We start from the raw sequence: 15061 nt of genomic DNA, 5'->3' as shown, positions 1-15061 counted from the left end.
CGACCGGGGTCCCGGGTGCGGCGGCGGGAGGGGCGGCCGGCGCGGCGAATTCGGCGGCGGCCGAAGCCGCGGAACCGACCACCCCCGGGGCGGCCGAAGTGCCGCCGCTGCGCTACGCGTTCTGCGGCCCGGCCGCCGCGGCCCCCGCGGACGAGGCGGTGCGCAAGGCGCTGGTGGAGTGCGGCCGGCCGGTCATCGAGTCGCCGGCCTCGCGCGGCGCCGACGCCCGGTACGGAACGGTCTCCGGAATTCTGCGCATCGGGCAACTCCTGCGGGCCCCGGGGCCCTGGTTGCTGGTCGCGGCTTCCGCCGACGGACATCTCACCGCGGTCCGCGGAAATTCTGCTTTTCCCAACACCCATGCATAACGGGGTCGCCGGCTTCTTCTCGCGTAGCGTTTGACGCGCGGGGCGCCGGACGGAAATCGCGGAACGGGTCCCGGTCGAGAGTTCCGGTGGTTCACCGGAGAAAGGAAAGAATTCATGACCACGCAGGCTGAGGTAAATCGAGATGAACTGCGGGAGCTGGTCGCCGACGCGCTCGACGTCGAGCCCGAGTCGCTGACCGACGACGCCCGCTTCATCGAGGACCTGGAGGTCGATTCCCTCGTCGCCCTCGAAATGTCGGTGATCCTGGAGCGCCGCTACGAGGTGAAGATCGACGAGAAGGAGATCACCGAGATCAAGCGGCTGCCCGACGTGTACGACCTGCTGGTGCGGAAGCTGGCCGGCTGAATGAGCGCGGTCACGCTGCTGCCGGGTGCCGAGGTGGTGACGCTCGACGAGGGCGCCATCCACGTCAAGATCGCCATCGACCCCGCCGCCCCCGTCTTCGCCGGGCACTACCCGCACTTCCCGCTGCTGCCCGGCGTCTTCACGCTGGACGCCGTGGACCACGCGGTGCGGCTGCACGCCGAGCGGACCGGCAACGTCACGACGGAGCTGGCCGAGGTCCGCTCCGTACGCTTCGCTTCGCCGGTCTTCCCCGGCGACGTGCTCACCGTCGAGTGCACGGTCAAGACCGTGGACGAAGGTGAGAGAGACGTCAGAGTGCGCTGCCACACTGACCGGGACAAGACCGCGACCCTGCGGTTGCGGTACCGCGATTCCCGGTGAGGAGACGTCATGGGCAGCCACACGACCTGGGGTGCGACCGAGGCGGAGAGCCGTCTCGACTTCCCGTGTGACCAGCACATCTCACAGCCGTACGACAGCCACCACCGCGCGATCGACGTCGATGCGCCGGTGTCGCTGGCCTTCCGCTGGCTGTGCCAGCTCAAGGTCTCCGCGTACACCTACGGACGGCAGGGCCGCAGCCCGCGCACGCTCACGCCGGGCGTGGAGCGGCTGGCCGTCGGGCAGCGCTTCCTCGCCTTCGACCTGGTGGAGTTCGCGGAGGACGACCACCTGACCGGCGTGACCTACCCGGCCGCGCGCCGCAAGTACGGGCTGATCGCCATCACGTACCGGGTGGTGCCACGCGGCGAGGGCGCCAGCCGCTACCTGGTGCGGCTCAACTCCGCCACCCGCAAGGGCGTGGGCCGGCCGCTGGGCGAGGCGCTCGCCTTCGGCGACGGACTCATGATGCGCAAGCAACTACAGACACTGAAGGCGCTGGCCGAGCGTGATGCGGCGGGGGCCCGAACGCAAGAGGGGGAGGGATAGCCGGTGGGCGACAAACCATCGCGTTACCTGCTGATAGAGAGCCAGGGCAACTGGGCCGGGCCCAACGCGGGCCGCTTCCTGGGGGACGCGTCCGCGCTCGCCAAGGCCGGCCACGAGGTGTCGGTGTTCCTGGTCCAGGACGGGGTGTTCGCCGCGGTGAACGACTCCGTGCCGGAGATCGCCGCACTGGCCGAACTCGGCGCCACGGTGTGGGCCGACGACTTCTCCACCGCCCAGCGCGCGCTGCCCGCGCGCTCCCTGTCGCCGCACGTCGCCCTGGTGGGCATGGACACGGTGGCCGAACTCCTGATGTCCGACGGCTGCCGGGCGGTGTGGCACTGATGACGAACACCACCATCGAGACCGCGGGCACCGCTGGCGCTTCCGGCGCCGAGGGCACGGCCGTGCAGGCCGCGCCGCAGAAGACGAAGATCGTGCAGCGCCGCTGGGGCCTGCTGCTGGTGGTCACCGCGGCGCCGCACTCCAACGACGTGATCACCTCCGCGCTGCGCCTCGCGCAGTCCGTGCTCGACCAGGGCAAGACGGTACGGATGTGGGCCTGCGGCTACGCCAACATGCTGACCCAGAAGTCGCACGGCGACACCAAGCTGATCAACACCCGGGACCCCGAGGGCCACTACCCCTCCAGTGCGCACATCGTGCGGGAGATGCTGGCGGCCAACCCGGGCAAGTTCGCCTGGATCGCCTGCACCGCGTGCAGCGCCGAGCGCGGTGCGACCGACCACATCGCCGAGGTCCGCTTCCGGTCCCCGATGCGCTTCGTGTCCACCATCGAAGCCGCTGACCAGACCGTGTTCATCGGGGGTGCCTGATGTCTGACTACCGTGTGCTCGGCGTCATCGACCGGGGGTACCGGGGCGCCGTCGAGGTGCAGTTCTTCGACGCGCTGTACGGCATCCTCGACTTCCGCCAGCAGCTCGGCGGGGTCGCGCTCGCGCTGCGCGGCGCGGCCGTGACCGTCGCCATCGACGAGGCGGACTACAAGCCGGTCGTGGAGTTCGGCCCGGTCCGCATCGACACGCTGCCCGACTACCGCTCCTCGGTGCGGCAGCTCATCGCCGAGGGCGTGCCGGTCATGGTGGACGAGCCCGACCTGAAGGCGCTCGGCTTCACCGCCGAGGACCTGATCGCGGGCGTGCAGTGCCTGGACACCAACGAACTGGCCGCGCGCTGGGACGAGTACGACGGGGTGTGGTTCGTGTGACCGGCGCGCAGCCGCAGGCCGCCGGCCCGCAGCGGATCAAGGACCTGATCCCGCACCGCTTCCCGATCCTGCTGGTGGACCGGGTCGCCGAGGTGCAGCCGGGCGAGCGGATCGTCACCCACAAGGCCGTCTCGGTGAACGAGCCCTGGTACCAGGCGCTGCCGGACGACACCGCGGACGCCGGGTACGCGTACCCGGTGCCGCTGCTCATCGAGTCCTGGTGCCAGAGCGCGGCGCTGCTCACCGCCTGGGACCAGGACCCGGCCGAGGCCGAGGGCCAGGTCGCGCTGTTCGGCGGGATGAGCGGCATCGAGGTGGTCGGCCAGGCGTTCCCCGGCGACGTGCTCCGGCACGAGGTGCGGATCAACCGGGCGTTCGCCGGCACCTGGTTCTTCGACGGCGCCACCACCACGGCCGACGGCCGCGAGGTGCTGCGGGTCGACTCGGTGATGACCGCGATGCGGCCGAGTTCGGTGCTGGCCCCGCCGGCCGAGACGGCCGAGGCGACGGCCGCGAGCGCCGACGCGGCCGAGGGGGCAGCGGTCTGATGGTGACCGTGGCCGACAAGCTCTCCTTCGCCGCCCCGCTGCGCGCGGTCGACCGGGTCGAACTCGTGCAGAGCGACGAGGGCACCCGGCTGCGCGCCACCAAGGTGGTGCGCGCCAGCGACCCGTACATGGCGGGCCACTTCCCCGGCCTGACCATGCTGCCCGCGGTCTTCCTCCTGGAGGGCGTGCGGCAGGCGGTGGCCGAGGCGTTCGCGCTCGGCGAGGTGCCCGAACTGCTTGAGGTGCGCTCGGCCAGGCTCCAGGCGCCGATGCTGGGCGATGACGAGATCACCGTGGACGCGGCGGTACGGGCCGAGGGCGAGCAGCGCTGGTTCCTGGACGCGCGCTGCACCCGGCAGGACGGCACCCCGGTGGCACGGCTCAAGCTGCTGGTCGGGGTCCCCACCGAGGAGACGCCGCTGACCAGCGCGAACGGGCCGCTGATTGCGCCCGAGCCGGTCAGCGGGCCGCCCGTCATCGGCCATGCCCGCATCCGCGAACTGCTGCCCGTACGCCACCCGATGCTGCTGGTGGACGGCGTGGTCGCGGTCGAGCCCGGCGAGCGCATCAGCGGCGTCAAGGCCGTCACCGGCGGCGAGGTCTGCTACCAGGGCCTGCCCGACGGACTGCCGGACGGGCGCTACACCTTCCCGCGCTCGCTGGCCTTCGAGTCCTTCGGCCAGACCGCGGCGCTGCTGTGGCTGGCCACGGCGGAGGCCGGCGGCCCGGACGGGGTGCTGATGCTGGCCGCCATCCGCGGCTGCCGCTTCACCGGCGGCGTGCAGCCGGGCGAGGTGCTGCGGCACGTGGTGCGCCTGGAACAACTGGTCTCGGGCAACGCCTTCATGTCGGGCGAGATCTGGGCCGCCGACCGCTGCGTGGCGGTCATCGACTCACTGATCGCCGTCACCCGGCCCCGGACGGCGGTCCAAGCACCCCGCTGAGCGGACGCCCGGGCCCCTGCGCCCCGCCGTCGGGAGGGATTCGAGCCCGCCGGCGGGTGCCTGGAGGCGGCGGACCGTACGCCACATCGGGCCGGTGCCAGTGCCGGCACCAGAGCCAGGGCCAGCGTCAGGGCCCGCGCCGGGGCGAGAGCCGTACGAAGTCCAGCCGGATGCGGGTCGGGCACGAAACGGAGGCCGGCCGGGTGCCGGCCCGGAAGCCGCCCGGGTGCTGGCCCGGACGCCCGCCCGGGGCGCCGGCGAATGTCATGGATTCGCAACGGATATCGCGGGTCTGTCATTCGCGAGTAACGGGTTATTAATTTCCTTTGCCGAATGCTGGTAAAGACGGTTCCGTACGCTCTCTGGCGGTCCGTGAAAAGCCGTGCATAGGTCACGTGGAGACGGGCGTCGGCTATCTGTGAACGCCCATCAAAGTTCGCTGCCACAGCACTCCACTGCCTAGCATTGAAGTTGTTGGGACGCGGGAGATCGCAGTCCCCAATTCCCCTAGAAAGGTTGCCGTAAATGACGACTGCCACCAAGCAGGAGCAGCTCGACGAGATCCGCGAGATCGTCGCGGAGGTGCTGGAGCTTGAGCCCGAGGAGATCACCGAGACCAGCCACTTCATCGAGGAGCACGAGGCCGACTCGCTGCGCGCGATCGAGATCCTCGCCCGCCTGGAGAAGAAGTACAAGGTCGAGATCCCGCAGTCGGAGCTCCCCAAGATGATCAACCTCACCGAGGTCTACAACGTGCTTGCCGAGCACGCTGGTTGGCAGGGCTGAGCCTCATGTCACTCCGACGGGTAGTCATCACCGGCCTGGGGCCTGTGTCGAGCATCGGGATCGGGGCGTCCGCTTACAGCGAGGGGCTGCGTGAAGGCGTCAACGGCGTCTCGCCGATCGCCTGCTTCGATCCCACTGGATTCCCCTACATCATGGCCGGCGAAGTCCACGCCTTCCGGCCAGAGAACATGGTCCGGCGGCTGTCTGTCGAGGAATGGGGCCGTACCAGCCTCTTCGCGGCGTCCGCGGCCCGTCTCGCGGTCGCGGACGCCGGAATCGACGAGGACGAACTGGCCGCCTCCCGCGCCGGATCGAGCATGGGCACCACCGGCGGCGAGTCGCAGGTGCTGGAGAAGCTCACCGGCGACGCGCTGACCGCGGGCATGGGCGGGCTGGACGCGGGCCTGGTGCGCCAGGTCTCCAGCGCCCGCCTCTCCCAGGCCGTCAACCGCGAACTGCGCCTGACCGGCGACGCCGTGACCCTCTCCACCGCCTGCTCGGCCAGCAACTACGCACTCGGTTACGCGTACGACCTGATCCGCACCGGCGAGGCGGACTACATGATCGCCGGTGGCGCGGACTCGGTCGGCCGCTGGTCGCACGCCGGGTTCTACCGCCTCGGCGCGCTCACCGAGAAGGCGTGTTCGCCCTTCGACAAGGACCGCTCCGGCATCATCACCGGTGAGGGCGGCGCCGCCATGTTCCTGGAGTCGCTGGAGTCGGCCCAGGCGCGCGGTGCGCGCATCCACGCCGAGGTCCTCGGCTACGGGCTGAACTGCGACGCCAACCACATGGTCGCCCCGCACCGGGACAGCATCGCCGAGTGCATGCGCATCGCGCACGCCAACGCGGGCGTCAAGGCCGAAGAGGTCGACTACATCTGCGCCCACGGCACCGGAACGCCGGCCAACGACTTCGTCGAGGCCAGCGCCGTCGTGGACGTCTTCGGCGACAACCCGCCGCCGATCAGCTCCACCAAGTCGATGCTCGGGCACACCATGGGCGCCGCTTCGGGCCTGGGCGCCATCGCCTCGGTGCTCGGCATCGCGGGCTCGTTCCTGCCGCCCACCATCAACTTCAACACCCCGGACCCGGACATGCCCAAGATCGACCCCGTGCCCAACAAGGCACGCACCGCCGATGTGCGGATCGCGCAGGTCAACGGCTTCGCGTTCGGTGGCAACAACGCCATCGTCATGCTCGGGAGGCCCTCGTGAGCGCGCCCGCACCCGCCTCGGCGCCGGCGACGCCCGGCACCCGCTCCACCGCGCTGGCCATCACCGGCTTCGGCGTGCTCTCCGGCGCCGGCATCGGCCCCGAGGCCCTGGCCGCCGCGCTCGCCGCGCCGGCCGCCCCGGTCGACGTCAGCGAGATGTTCGAGGAGGAGCTGCCGCGCAACGACGCGCACGCACTCGTGGACTTCAAGGTCCGCGACCACCTCGGCCGCAAGGGCACCTCGTTCTTCGACCGCTCCACCTCGCTCGGCATGGTCGCCTGCAAGGAGGCGCTGGCCGACACCGCACTGGAGATCACGGACGAGAACCGGGCCCGGATCGGCATCACGCTGGGCACCACCGCCGGCAGCGCCAAGTCGACCAGCGACTACAGCAAGGACACCTTCATCCAGGACCGTCCTTACCTGGTCAACCCGCTGCTGTTCCCGAACGCGGTGATGAACTGCGCGGCCGGCCAGTCGGGCATCAAGTTCGGACTCCAGGGCCCCAACGCCACCATCGCCGGTGGCCCGATGGCCATGCTGAACGTGCTGCGCTACACCCGCAACCTCATCAACTGCGGCTACGCGGACGCGCTGCTGGCCGGCGCGGTCGAGGAGTTCAGCCCGCAGGAGTCGTGGGCCGTGCACTACGCGCAGTCCGTCTTCGGCGGCGACACGGCGCCCGGTGAGGGTGCGGCCGTGTTCGTCGTCGAGAACGCGGACGCGGTCCGTGCCGCGGGCCGCACCCCGGACGCCGAGGTGCTCTCGGTCGAGGTCGGCGTCTTCGACCCGCCCGGCGCCGACGGCGAGTTCAGCCGCGGCCTCGGCCTGTGCATCAGCCGCGCCCTGGAGCGGGCCGGCGTCACCGCGGCCGACATCACCACGGTGGCCACCGCCACCAACGGGATGACCGCCCTGGACGAGGCCGAGGACCGCGCCGTCGACGCGATCCTGGGCGCCGGCACCGCGCGGCTGCGGGTCAAGGAGGCCACCGGCGAGGCGTTCAGCGCCTCCGGCGCCTTCCAGCTCGCCGCCCTGCTCGCCCGGCACCGGGCGGAGCCCGCGCGGGACGGCGAACTGTCGCTGATCACCACGCGGTCCGCCGAGGGCGCGGCCGGTGCGGCCGTCGTCAGGGGGTGGAGTCGTGGGGGGGGGGGGGGCGGGGTGGGGCCGGGGGGGGGGGGGGGCCCCCGGGCCGGGCCACGGGGCCCCCCCCGGGCGGGGGGGGGGCGGGGGCCCGCCCCTTGGTGTGTCCGGGGGATCGCCCCCGTGGGCGCGCTCGGGGGTGCGCCCAGTGGTGCTCGGTTGCTACCGCCGAGTGGTGCTCAGCGGCGCCTTGAGGACCCTCGTCAGTCCTTGATCTCGCAGATGACGGCGCCGGACGAGACGGAGGCGCCGACCTCGGCCGCGAGGTCCTTGACGGTGCCGGCACGGTGGGCGTTGAGCGGCTGTTCCATCTTCATCGCCTCAAGGACGACGACCAGTTCGCCTTCCTCGACGACCTGGCCCTCCTCGACGGCGACCTTGACGATGGTGCCCTGCATCGGCGAGGCCAGCGCGTCGCCCGATGCGGCGGAGCCGGACTTCTTGGACGCCTTGCGCTTGGGCTTCTTGGCCTGGCCGCCGGCCGGGGGGGGGGCGGCGAAGCCGAGGGTCGCCGGGAGGGAGACTTCGAGGCGCTTGCCGCCGACCTCGACGACCACGGTCTCCCGCGCCCCACCCTCACCGTCCTCATCCGCCACCTCACCCGCGGTGAACGGCGGAATCTCATTCACGAACTCGGTCTCGATCCACCGCGTGTGCACCGCAAACGGACCAGCCTGACCATGCCGCTCCGGAGCAAACGCCGCATCCCCCACCACCGCACGATGGAACGGAATCGCCGTCGCCATCCCCTCCACCTCAAACTCACCCAACGCCCGCGCAGCCCGCTCCAACGCCTGCTGCCGCGTCGCACCCGTCACCACCAACTTCGCCAACAACGAGTCCCACGCCGGACCAATCACCGACCCCGACTCCACCCCCGCATCCAACCGCACCCCAGGACCCGACGGCCCATCAAAGCGCGTCACCGTCCCCGGCGCCGGCAAGAACCCACGCCCCGGATCCTCACCATTGATCCGAAACTCCAACGAATGCCCACGCACCGCCGGATCGTCGTAACCCAGCTCCTCGCCATCAGCGATGCGGAACATCTCCCGGACCAGATCGATCCCGGTGACCTCCTCCGTCACCGGGTGCTCCACCTGAAGCCGAGTGTTCACCTCAAGGAAGGAAATCGTGCCGTCCTGACCCACCAGGAACTCACACGTCCCCGCCCCCACATACCCCGCCTCACGCAAAATCGCCTTCGACGCACGGTAAAGCTCCGCGTTCTGCTCCTCCGTCAAAAAGGGTGCGGGAGCCTCCTCCACCAGCTTCTGGTGCCGACGCTGGAGCGAGCAGTCACGCGTGGAAACCACCACCACGTTCCCGTGCTGATCCGCCAAGCACTGCGTCTCCACATGCCGCGGACGATCCAAATACCGCTCCACGAAGCACTCACCACGCCCGAACGCCGCCACCGCCTCACGCACCGCCGAGTCATACAACTCAGCCACCTCATCCAACGAACGGGCCACCTTCAACCCCCGCCCACCACCACCAAACGCCGCCTTGATCGCAATCGGCAACCCGTGCTCCCGCGCAAAAGCCACCACCTCATCCGCACCCGACACCGGATCAGGCGTCCCCGCCACCAACGGCGCACCCGCACGCTGCGCGATATGCCGAGCAGCGACCTTGTCACCCAGATCCCGGATCGCCTGCGGCGGCGGACCGATCCACACCAACCCCGCATCCAACACCGCCTGCGCGAACTCCGCGTTCTCCGAAAGGAACCCGTACCCCGGATGCACCGCATCCGCACCCGACTCCGCCGCAGCAGCCAACACCTTGGCCACATCCAGATAACTCGTCGCCGGCGTATCACCACCCAACGCATACGCCTCATCCGCGGCACGCACATGCAGCGCGTCCCGATCCGGGTCCGCGTACACCGCCACACTCCCGATCCCGGCATCCCGGCAAGCACGGGCAACTCGGACAGCGATTTCGCCACGGTTGGCGATGAGTACCTTGCGCACGATGGCTCCCTCCTTGAAACAAGCAGAGTTTAGGTACAGGCAACACTGGGCGCCGAGAAGACCCCGGGCGTGAGCTTGGCCACAGAGCGCCTGCACCAGATCCCTGTAGAGGGACCACATCCCCCGTTGCTCCACGGTACGCCCGACTTTGGCGCACGCCAGACCGGTTTCGGATGTGGGCAAGGTCTCGATATGGCACCCCCATGCCCCGTGGGGATTCTTTGTAGGGAATCCACTAAGGGAAGGGGGAAACTTTGCCGGCCTGTCGTCCGCCTCTGATGGTGTGCGCGGTGGGGCCCGACCGGCCGTGCGGAGCCGTTGCAGACCCCTTGTCGCTGGCCGTACCCGTTAGTAGCGTTGCGGGTCGGCGTACTGGGGGTAACCCCTGGGCGGCGGGGAAGAGGTGACGTGATGACGCGCAGAGTGGTGGCCGCTGTGGCGGCGGTGGTGCTGATGGCTGAGGCGGTCGTCATCGCGCTGCTCAACTGGATTCTGGGCCTGGTCGTCGACCACCAGGACATGTCGCTCGCCGATCTCGATCCGTCCGCGATGACCCTGGCCACCTGGATCGCCGGTGCGCTCATCGCGCTCTATCTGCTGTGCTGCGGGCTCGCGTTGCTCCGCACCGCCGTCCGCGACCTGGCGCCCGGCCGCTTCGTCCGCATCCTGCTGATCACCTGCGCGGTGACGCACGGCCTGCTCGGCGCCTTCGCGGTCGGCCTGGTCGGCTGGCCGGCCTTCGGCTGGCTGATGGTGGTGCTCGGGCTGATCGTGCTCAGCCTGTTCAGCTACGACGGCGAGGAAGACGCCGCGGGCGCGAGGTCGGCCGGCGCCGCGTCCGGTCCCGCGCCGTCCACCAGCGGCTAGCGGCGGGGCAGCGGATTCGCCCAGCGCCCAGTGCCTAGCGGCGGGGCCGCGGGCGCGCCGGTGAGCGGCGGCCGTACGGGGAGCGGGCCCGGCCCGTGCCCCCGTACGACGTGCGTGCCGTTGCGGCTCAGGAGTCCTGCGGCTGCCACAGGTCGGTGATGGTGGTGCCGAGGTCGGCCAGCAGTCGGCGCAGCAGCGGGAGCGAGAGGCCGATCACGTTGCCGGGGTCGCCGTCGATGCCGTCGACGAACGGGGCCGAGCGGCCGTCGAGGGTGAACGCGCCGGCCACGTGGAGCGGTTCGCCGCTGGCCACGTACGCGGCGATCTCCGCGTCGTCCGGGTTGCCGAAGCGGACCGTGGTGGCGGCGGTGGCGCTGGTGCGTGCGCCGGTCGCGGTGTCGATCAGGCAGTGTCCGGTCTGGAGGACGCCGGCGCGCCCGCGCATCGCCTTCCAGCGGGCGATGGCCTCTTCGGCGTCGGCCGGCTTGCCGAGCGCCTGCCCGTTGAGTTCCAGGACCGAGTCGCAGCCGATGACCAGCGCGTCGGCCGCCGCCGGGCGTTCGGCCACCGCGGCTGCCTTGGCCTCGGCGAGGAGCAGGGCCAGGGCCGCGGGGGTCGCGGCGCTGAGCGCTTCCTCGTCCACCCCGCTGACGATCACCTCGGGGGCGAGCCCGGCCTGACGCAGCAGGCCGAGCCTGGCGGGCGACTGCGAGGCGAGGACGAGCCGGCGGGCGGGGCGGGTGGGAGTGGCGTTCATGTGGCCATCGTAGGCAGGGCGTGCGGGTGGCGGCGGCCCGCGGTGGGTGGCCCGGGCGGCGGGCGGTCGGGGGCGGAGCCGATGCGGGCCGGGGCCAGGGCCGGTGCGGGCCGGAGCCGGGCTCGGTGCCGGGGCCAAGGGCGGGGGTAGTGCCGGGGCCGGCGCCGGTGTCGGGCGCAGCCGCAGCCGCAGCCGCAGCCGCGAGGCGGGGCGAGGCGGGGCAGAAGAGGGGTCAGGCGCCGAGCGCGATGATCAGCATCAGGACGACCGAGGCGACCGCGAGGACCGTGCCCGCCCGGCGCACCATCGTCTGCGTCACCCGCAGTTCGTCAGGCGGCTCGTTCGGAGGGTCGGACCACAACATGCGGAACATCGTGCGCCGGCCGGCGGGCAGTTGCTTCGCTGGTGGATTCCCCCGCGCTGGTGGGTCAGACGGGCCAGAAGGTCGTGCGCCACGCCTTCGGGCCGGGGTGCGGCAGCCGGCGGCCGGGGACGGTGCGGGCCGGGTCCGACCACTCCTCCGGCGCGTCGGCACCGGACGCGGCGGCGCCGGCAGCCGCCGCGCGGGCCCGGACCACCGCCAGGGCGGCGGCGAGCTCCTCGGGGGTCGGGTTGCCTCGTACGACCTTGATCACCATGTCAACGGCCCTCCTTACAGGGGGATGTTGCCGTGCTTCTTCGGCGGCAGGGACTCGCGCTTGTTCCGCAGCGTCCGCAGTCCGCGGACGATGTGGCGGCGGGTCTCCGACGGCATGATCACAGCGTCCACATACCCCCGTTCGGCCGCGACATACGGATTCAACAAGGTGTCCTCGTAGTCGGCGATCAATTCCTTGCGCAACTCCTCGGCGCGCTCGGGGGTTTCGGCCGCCGCGATGGTGCGCCGGTGCAGGATGTTCACCGCGCCCTGCGCGCCCATGACGGCGATCTGCGCGGTGGGCCAGGCCAGGTTGAGATCGGCGCCCAGGTGCTTGGAGCCCATCACGTCGTACGCGCCGCCGAACGCCTTGCGGGTGATCACCGTGATCAGCGGGACGGTGGCCTCCGCGTACGCGTAGATCAGCTTGGCGCCGCGCCGGATGATGCCGCCGTACTCCTGGTCCACGCCGGGCAGGAAGCCGGGCACGTCCACGAAGGTGAGGACGGGGATGTTGAAGGCGTCGCAGGTGCGGACGAAGCGGGCGGCCTTCTCGGACGCGTCGATGTCCAGGCAACCGGCGAACTGGAGCGGCTGGTTGGCGACGACGCCCACCGGGTGGCCCTCCACGCGGCCGAAGCCGGTGATGATGTTGGGCGCGAACAGCGCCTGCGTCTCCAGGAACTCGGCGTCGTCCAGCACGTGCTCGATCGCCTGGTGCATGTCGTACGGCTGGTTCGCCGAGTCCGGGATCAGGGTGTCGAGCTCCAGGTCCTCCGGGCTCACCGCGAGGTCGGCGGGCTCGGGGAAGGCCGGCGGCTCGGAGAGGTTGTTGGAGGGCAGGTAGGACAGGAGCGCCTTGACGTACTCGATGGCGTCCTTCTCGTCGCCCGCCATGTGGTGGGCCACGCCCGAGGTGGTGTTGTGGGTGCGGGCGCCGCCGAGTTCCTCGAAGCCCACGTCCTCGCCGGTGACCGTCTTGATCACGTCGGGCCCGGTGATGAACATGTGCGAGGTCTGGTCGACCATCACGGTGAAGTCCGTGATCGCGGGGGAGTAGACCGCGCCGCCCGCGCACGGGCCGACGATGAGGCTGATCTGCGGGACCACGCCCGAGGCGTGCACGTTGCGGCGGAAGATCTCGGCGAACAGGCCGAGCGCCACCACGCCCTCCTGGATCCGCGCCCCGCCGCCGTCGTTGATGCCGATGATCGGACAGCCGTGCTTGAGCGCGAAGTCCATCACCTTGACGATCTTCTCGCCGTACACCTCGCCGAGCGAGCCGCCGAAGATGGTGAAGTCCTGCGAGTACACGCACACCGGGCGGCCGTCCACGGTGCCGTACCCGGTCACCACGCCGTCGCCGTACGGGCGGTTCTTGTCGATGCCGAAGTTGGTGGAGCGGTGTCGGGCGAACTCGTCGAGCTCGGCGAACGACCCCTCGTCCAGCAGCAGCTCGATGCGCTCGCGGGCGGTCAGCTTGCCCTTCGCGTGCTGCTTCTCCACCGCCCGGGCCGAACCGGCGTGGGTGGCCTCCTGCACGCGGCGCTGGAAGTCCGCGAGCTTCCCCGCGGTGGTGTGGATGTCGTAATCCGGCTCGGACATCGGGATGCGGCTCCTGCTCGTCCTCGGGGGGTGTGGGCCGTCCGCGGTCCCAGGTCATGCCGTGCGGAGGGCCTTGGCTACCGAGACGTAGGGTATCCGCGTGTCCGCGGCCCGGCGGTGCGGCGTTGACCACACCGATGCGGGCGGGAGCGGCCGGGGCACCAGGTCCCGGGATCGGGCGTCCGCGGCTCCTAGGCTGGCCCGCATGACCTCATCTGATGCCCCGCAGACCCCGCAGTTCTCCGCGGGTGAGCGCTGGTCCGACCTGGACCGGCCGCCCCTGAACGAGTCCGGACTCCGACGCGCCCTGCTGCGCCCCGGCGGCCTGTGGACCGCGCTCGACGTGGTGCCGAGCACCGGCTCCACCAACACCGACCTGGTCGCCCGAGCGGCGGCCGGCGCCGGCGAGGGGCAGGTGCTGGTCGCCGAGGAGCAGACGGCGGGCCGCGGCCGGCTCGACCGCGGCTGGAGCGCGCCGCCCCGCTCCGGCCTCTTCTTCTCCGTACTGCTCCAGCCGGGTCCGCGGGTGCCGCTGGACCGCTGGGGCTGGCTGCCGCTGCTCGCCGGCGTCGCCACGGCCAGCGCGCTCTCCCGCGCGGCCGGCGTGGACACGGCCCTGAAGTGGCCCAACGACCTGCTGGTGACCGTGCGCGGCGAGGAGCGCAAGCTCGGCGGCATCCTCGCCGAGCGGACGGTGGGGCAGCGCGTGCCGGGCGGGGCTGGTGGGGCGGCTGGCGCCGGCGGGGCCGATGCGGCCGGTTCCGGGGTCGCCGCCGGCACCGACGCGCGGGGCGCCCACGTCGCCGGCGCCGACCACGCCGCCGGTGGCGTGGTCATCGGCATCGGGCTCAACGTGACGCTGCGCGCGGCGGAGCTGCCGGTGCCGGGTGCCGGTTCGCTGTCGCTGGCGGGCGCGCAGGGCCTGGACCGCGATCCGCTGTTGCGCGCGGTGCTGCGCTCGTTGGAGGAGTGGTACGGCAAGTGGCGGGACGCCGACGGGGACCCGACGGCCTGTCGGTTGCAGGAGGCGTACGCGGCCGGATGTGCCACGCTCGGACGGGCCGTTCGGGCGATGTTGCCCGGTGACCGGGAGTGCGTGGGCGAGGCGGTGGCCATCGACGGGTACGGCCGGCTGGTGATCGCGACCGAGGGCGGCGGCCGGGAGGCGGTGTCCGCGGGCGACATCGTCCATCTGCGTCCGGCTTCTCCAGGAGAGTGAGCTACGGCACACCTGTCGTATCGTTGTGCTGGTCCGTCCGGTCGGCCACCGGTGGGGCGGACGGGCGCGGAGGCGGTGCCGGCCTTCCGCGGCCGTTGGTGCGGCTGCGCTGGTCGTCGCCCGGTGGCAGGTAGTGCCGCGTCGTTGGGCGCGTGCCACTGGCATGTGCCGGGCAGGGTCGGTGGCAGGTGGTGCGTGCGGTGTCCGTGCGGCTGAGTCCGCGCGGTGGTGCGCGTGGCGTCGGGTGCGAGGGCGCACGGGGCGGCACGGGCGAGCGGAAGATCGGAAGGGCAGTGCGCAGGGACCGGACAGGGATGGGGGCCTCCCCGCCGAAGGCAGCCACGCCGCGGACGGGAGGACGCCGGTGAGCGTCGAGAACTCGGGAACCGGCGGCGCCGGGCCCCCCGGACCGCCCGGCGGAGCCGGCCCCGAGCGGTCGGACGGCGGTGCCGGGCCCCAGCGGCCTGC

The 15061-nt window shown here is 71.6% G+C and carries 17 protein-coding genes and 2 pseudogenes; 14 read left to right on the top strand and 5 right to left on the bottom strand.

Annotated features, from left to right (window positions below; translation table 11 throughout):
- From AAHZ94_RS35620 to AAHZ94_RS35565, 12 genes and pseudogenes are all read left to right on the top strand, one after another.
- A pseudogene (locus tag AAHZ94_RS35620) lies at positions 1–368 on the top strand (hypothetical protein); the annotation flags it as partial.
- Positions 369–482: 114 nt separating this feature from the next.
- Entirely contained in the window at positions 483–734 is a 252-nt protein-coding gene (locus AAHZ94_RS35615) for an acyl carrier protein (protein ID WP_349997754.1), read from the top strand.
- On the top strand, positions 735–1115 hold the full coding sequence (locus tag AAHZ94_RS35610) for a 3-hydroxyacyl-ACP dehydratase FabZ family protein (protein WP_349997753.1): 381 nt from the start codon (positions 735–737) through the stop codon (positions 1113–1115).
- A gap of 9 nt (positions 1116–1124) precedes the next feature.
- On the top strand, positions 1125–1664 hold the full coding sequence (locus AAHZ94_RS35605; protein ID WP_349997752.1) for a hypothetical protein: 540 nt from the start codon (positions 1125–1127) through the stop codon (positions 1662–1664).
- A 3-nt stretch (positions 1665–1667) separates the two neighbouring features.
- Positions 1668–2006, top strand: a complete 339-nt coding sequence (locus AAHZ94_RS35600) for a DsrE family protein (protein WP_349997751.1) — start codon at positions 1668–1670, stop codon at positions 2004–2006.
- Complete coding sequence (locus AAHZ94_RS35595; protein ID WP_349997750.1) at positions 2006–2497, top strand: hypothetical protein; 492 nt, start codon at positions 2006–2008, stop codon at positions 2495–2497. The genes AAHZ94_RS35600 and AAHZ94_RS35595 overlap by 1 nt, the downstream gene beginning before the upstream one ends.
- Positions 2497–2889, top strand: a complete 393-nt coding sequence (locus AAHZ94_RS35590) for a hypothetical protein (RefSeq protein ID WP_349997749.1) — start codon at positions 2497–2499, stop codon at positions 2887–2889. The genes AAHZ94_RS35595 and AAHZ94_RS35590 overlap by 1 nt, the downstream gene beginning before the upstream one ends.
- Positions 2886–3437, top strand: a complete 552-nt coding sequence (locus tag AAHZ94_RS35585) for a 3-hydroxyacyl-ACP dehydratase FabZ family protein (protein WP_349997748.1) — start codon at positions 2886–2888, stop codon at positions 3435–3437. The genes AAHZ94_RS35590 and AAHZ94_RS35585 overlap by 4 nt, the downstream gene beginning before the upstream one ends.
- Positions 3437–4381, top strand: coding sequence for an ApeI family dehydratase (locus tag AAHZ94_RS35580; RefSeq protein ID WP_349997747.1), 945 nt, complete (start codon positions 3437–3439; stop codon positions 4379–4381). Before AAHZ94_RS35585 ends, AAHZ94_RS35580 begins: the two co-directional genes overlap by 1 nt.
- 525 nt (positions 4382–4906) lie before the next feature.
- The gene (locus AAHZ94_RS35575; protein WP_349997746.1) at positions 4907–5167 is read left to right on the top strand and encodes an acyl carrier protein; all 261 of its coding nucleotides are present in this window, start codon (positions 4907–4909) and stop codon (positions 5165–5167) included.
- 5 nt (positions 5168–5172) lie between these two features.
- The gene (locus tag AAHZ94_RS35570; RefSeq protein WP_349997745.1) at positions 5173–6384 is read left to right on the top strand and encodes a beta-ketoacyl-[acyl-carrier-protein] synthase family protein; all 1212 of its coding nucleotides are present in this window, start codon (positions 5173–5175) and stop codon (positions 6382–6384) included.
- Positions 6381–7412, top strand: a pseudogene (locus AAHZ94_RS35565) (beta-ketoacyl synthase N-terminal-like domain-containing protein); the annotation flags it as partial. The gene AAHZ94_RS35570 and the pseudogene AAHZ94_RS35565, both read left to right, overlap by 4 nt.
- Positions 7413–7732: 320 nt before the next feature.
- Here the strand turns inward: AAHZ94_RS35565 and AAHZ94_RS35560 are convergent.
- Positions 7733–9508 carry an ATP-binding protein gene (locus AAHZ94_RS35560; protein WP_349997744.1) on the bottom strand — a complete coding sequence of 592 codons (1776 nt, stop codon included), beginning with the start codon at positions 9506–9508 and terminating at the stop codon, positions 7733–7735.
- A 411-nt stretch (positions 9509–9919) separates the two neighbouring features.
- On the opposite strand from AAHZ94_RS35560, the gene AAHZ94_RS35555 reads away from it, so the two are divergent.
- Positions 9920–10375, top strand: a complete 456-nt coding sequence (locus tag AAHZ94_RS35555) for a hypothetical protein (protein ID WP_349997743.1) — start codon at positions 9920–9922, stop codon at positions 10373–10375.
- A 127-nt stretch (positions 10376–10502) separates the two neighbouring features.
- Here the strand turns inward: AAHZ94_RS35555 and AAHZ94_RS35550 are convergent, their stop codons facing one another.
- From AAHZ94_RS35550 to AAHZ94_RS35535, 4 genes are all read right to left on the bottom strand, one after another.
- Positions 10503–11132 (bottom strand): Maf family protein, encoded by a 630-nt coding sequence (locus tag AAHZ94_RS35550; protein ID WP_349997742.1) that lies wholly within the window; start codon positions 11130–11132, stop codon positions 10503–10505.
- Positions 11133–11364: 232 nt separating this feature from the next.
- Positions 11365–11496, bottom strand: a complete 132-nt coding sequence (gene mmpB, locus AAHZ94_RS35545; protein WP_349997740.1) for a morphogenic membrane protein MmpB — start codon at positions 11494–11496, stop codon at positions 11365–11367.
- Positions 11497–11560: 64 nt separating this feature from the next.
- Complete coding sequence (locus tag AAHZ94_RS35540; RefSeq protein ID WP_349997739.1) at positions 11561–11770, bottom strand: acyl-CoA carboxylase subunit epsilon; 210 nt, start codon at positions 11768–11770, stop codon at positions 11561–11563.
- A gap of 14 nt (positions 11771–11784) precedes the next feature.
- Positions 11785–13374, bottom strand: a complete 1590-nt coding sequence (locus AAHZ94_RS35535) for an acyl-CoA carboxylase subunit beta (protein WP_349997738.1) — start codon at positions 13372–13374, stop codon at positions 11785–11787.
- Positions 13375–13579: 205 nt separating this feature from the next.
- Here AAHZ94_RS35535 and AAHZ94_RS35530 point away from each other — a divergent pair, with 205 nt between their 5' ends.
- Positions 13580–14593 carry a biotin--[acetyl-CoA-carboxylase] ligase gene (locus AAHZ94_RS35530; protein WP_349997737.1) on the top strand — a complete coding sequence of 338 codons (1014 nt, stop codon included), beginning with the start codon at positions 13580–13582 and terminating at the stop codon, positions 14591–14593.
- Positions 14594–15061 lie beyond the last annotated feature (468 nt).

It is taken from the genome of Streptomyces sp. HSW2009 (assembly GCF_040240285.1).
Taxonomy (GTDB): Bacteria; Actinomycetota; Actinomycetes; order Streptomycetales; family Streptomycetaceae; genus Streptomyces.
This window is presented reverse-complemented; position numbering and strand designations above follow the sequence as displayed.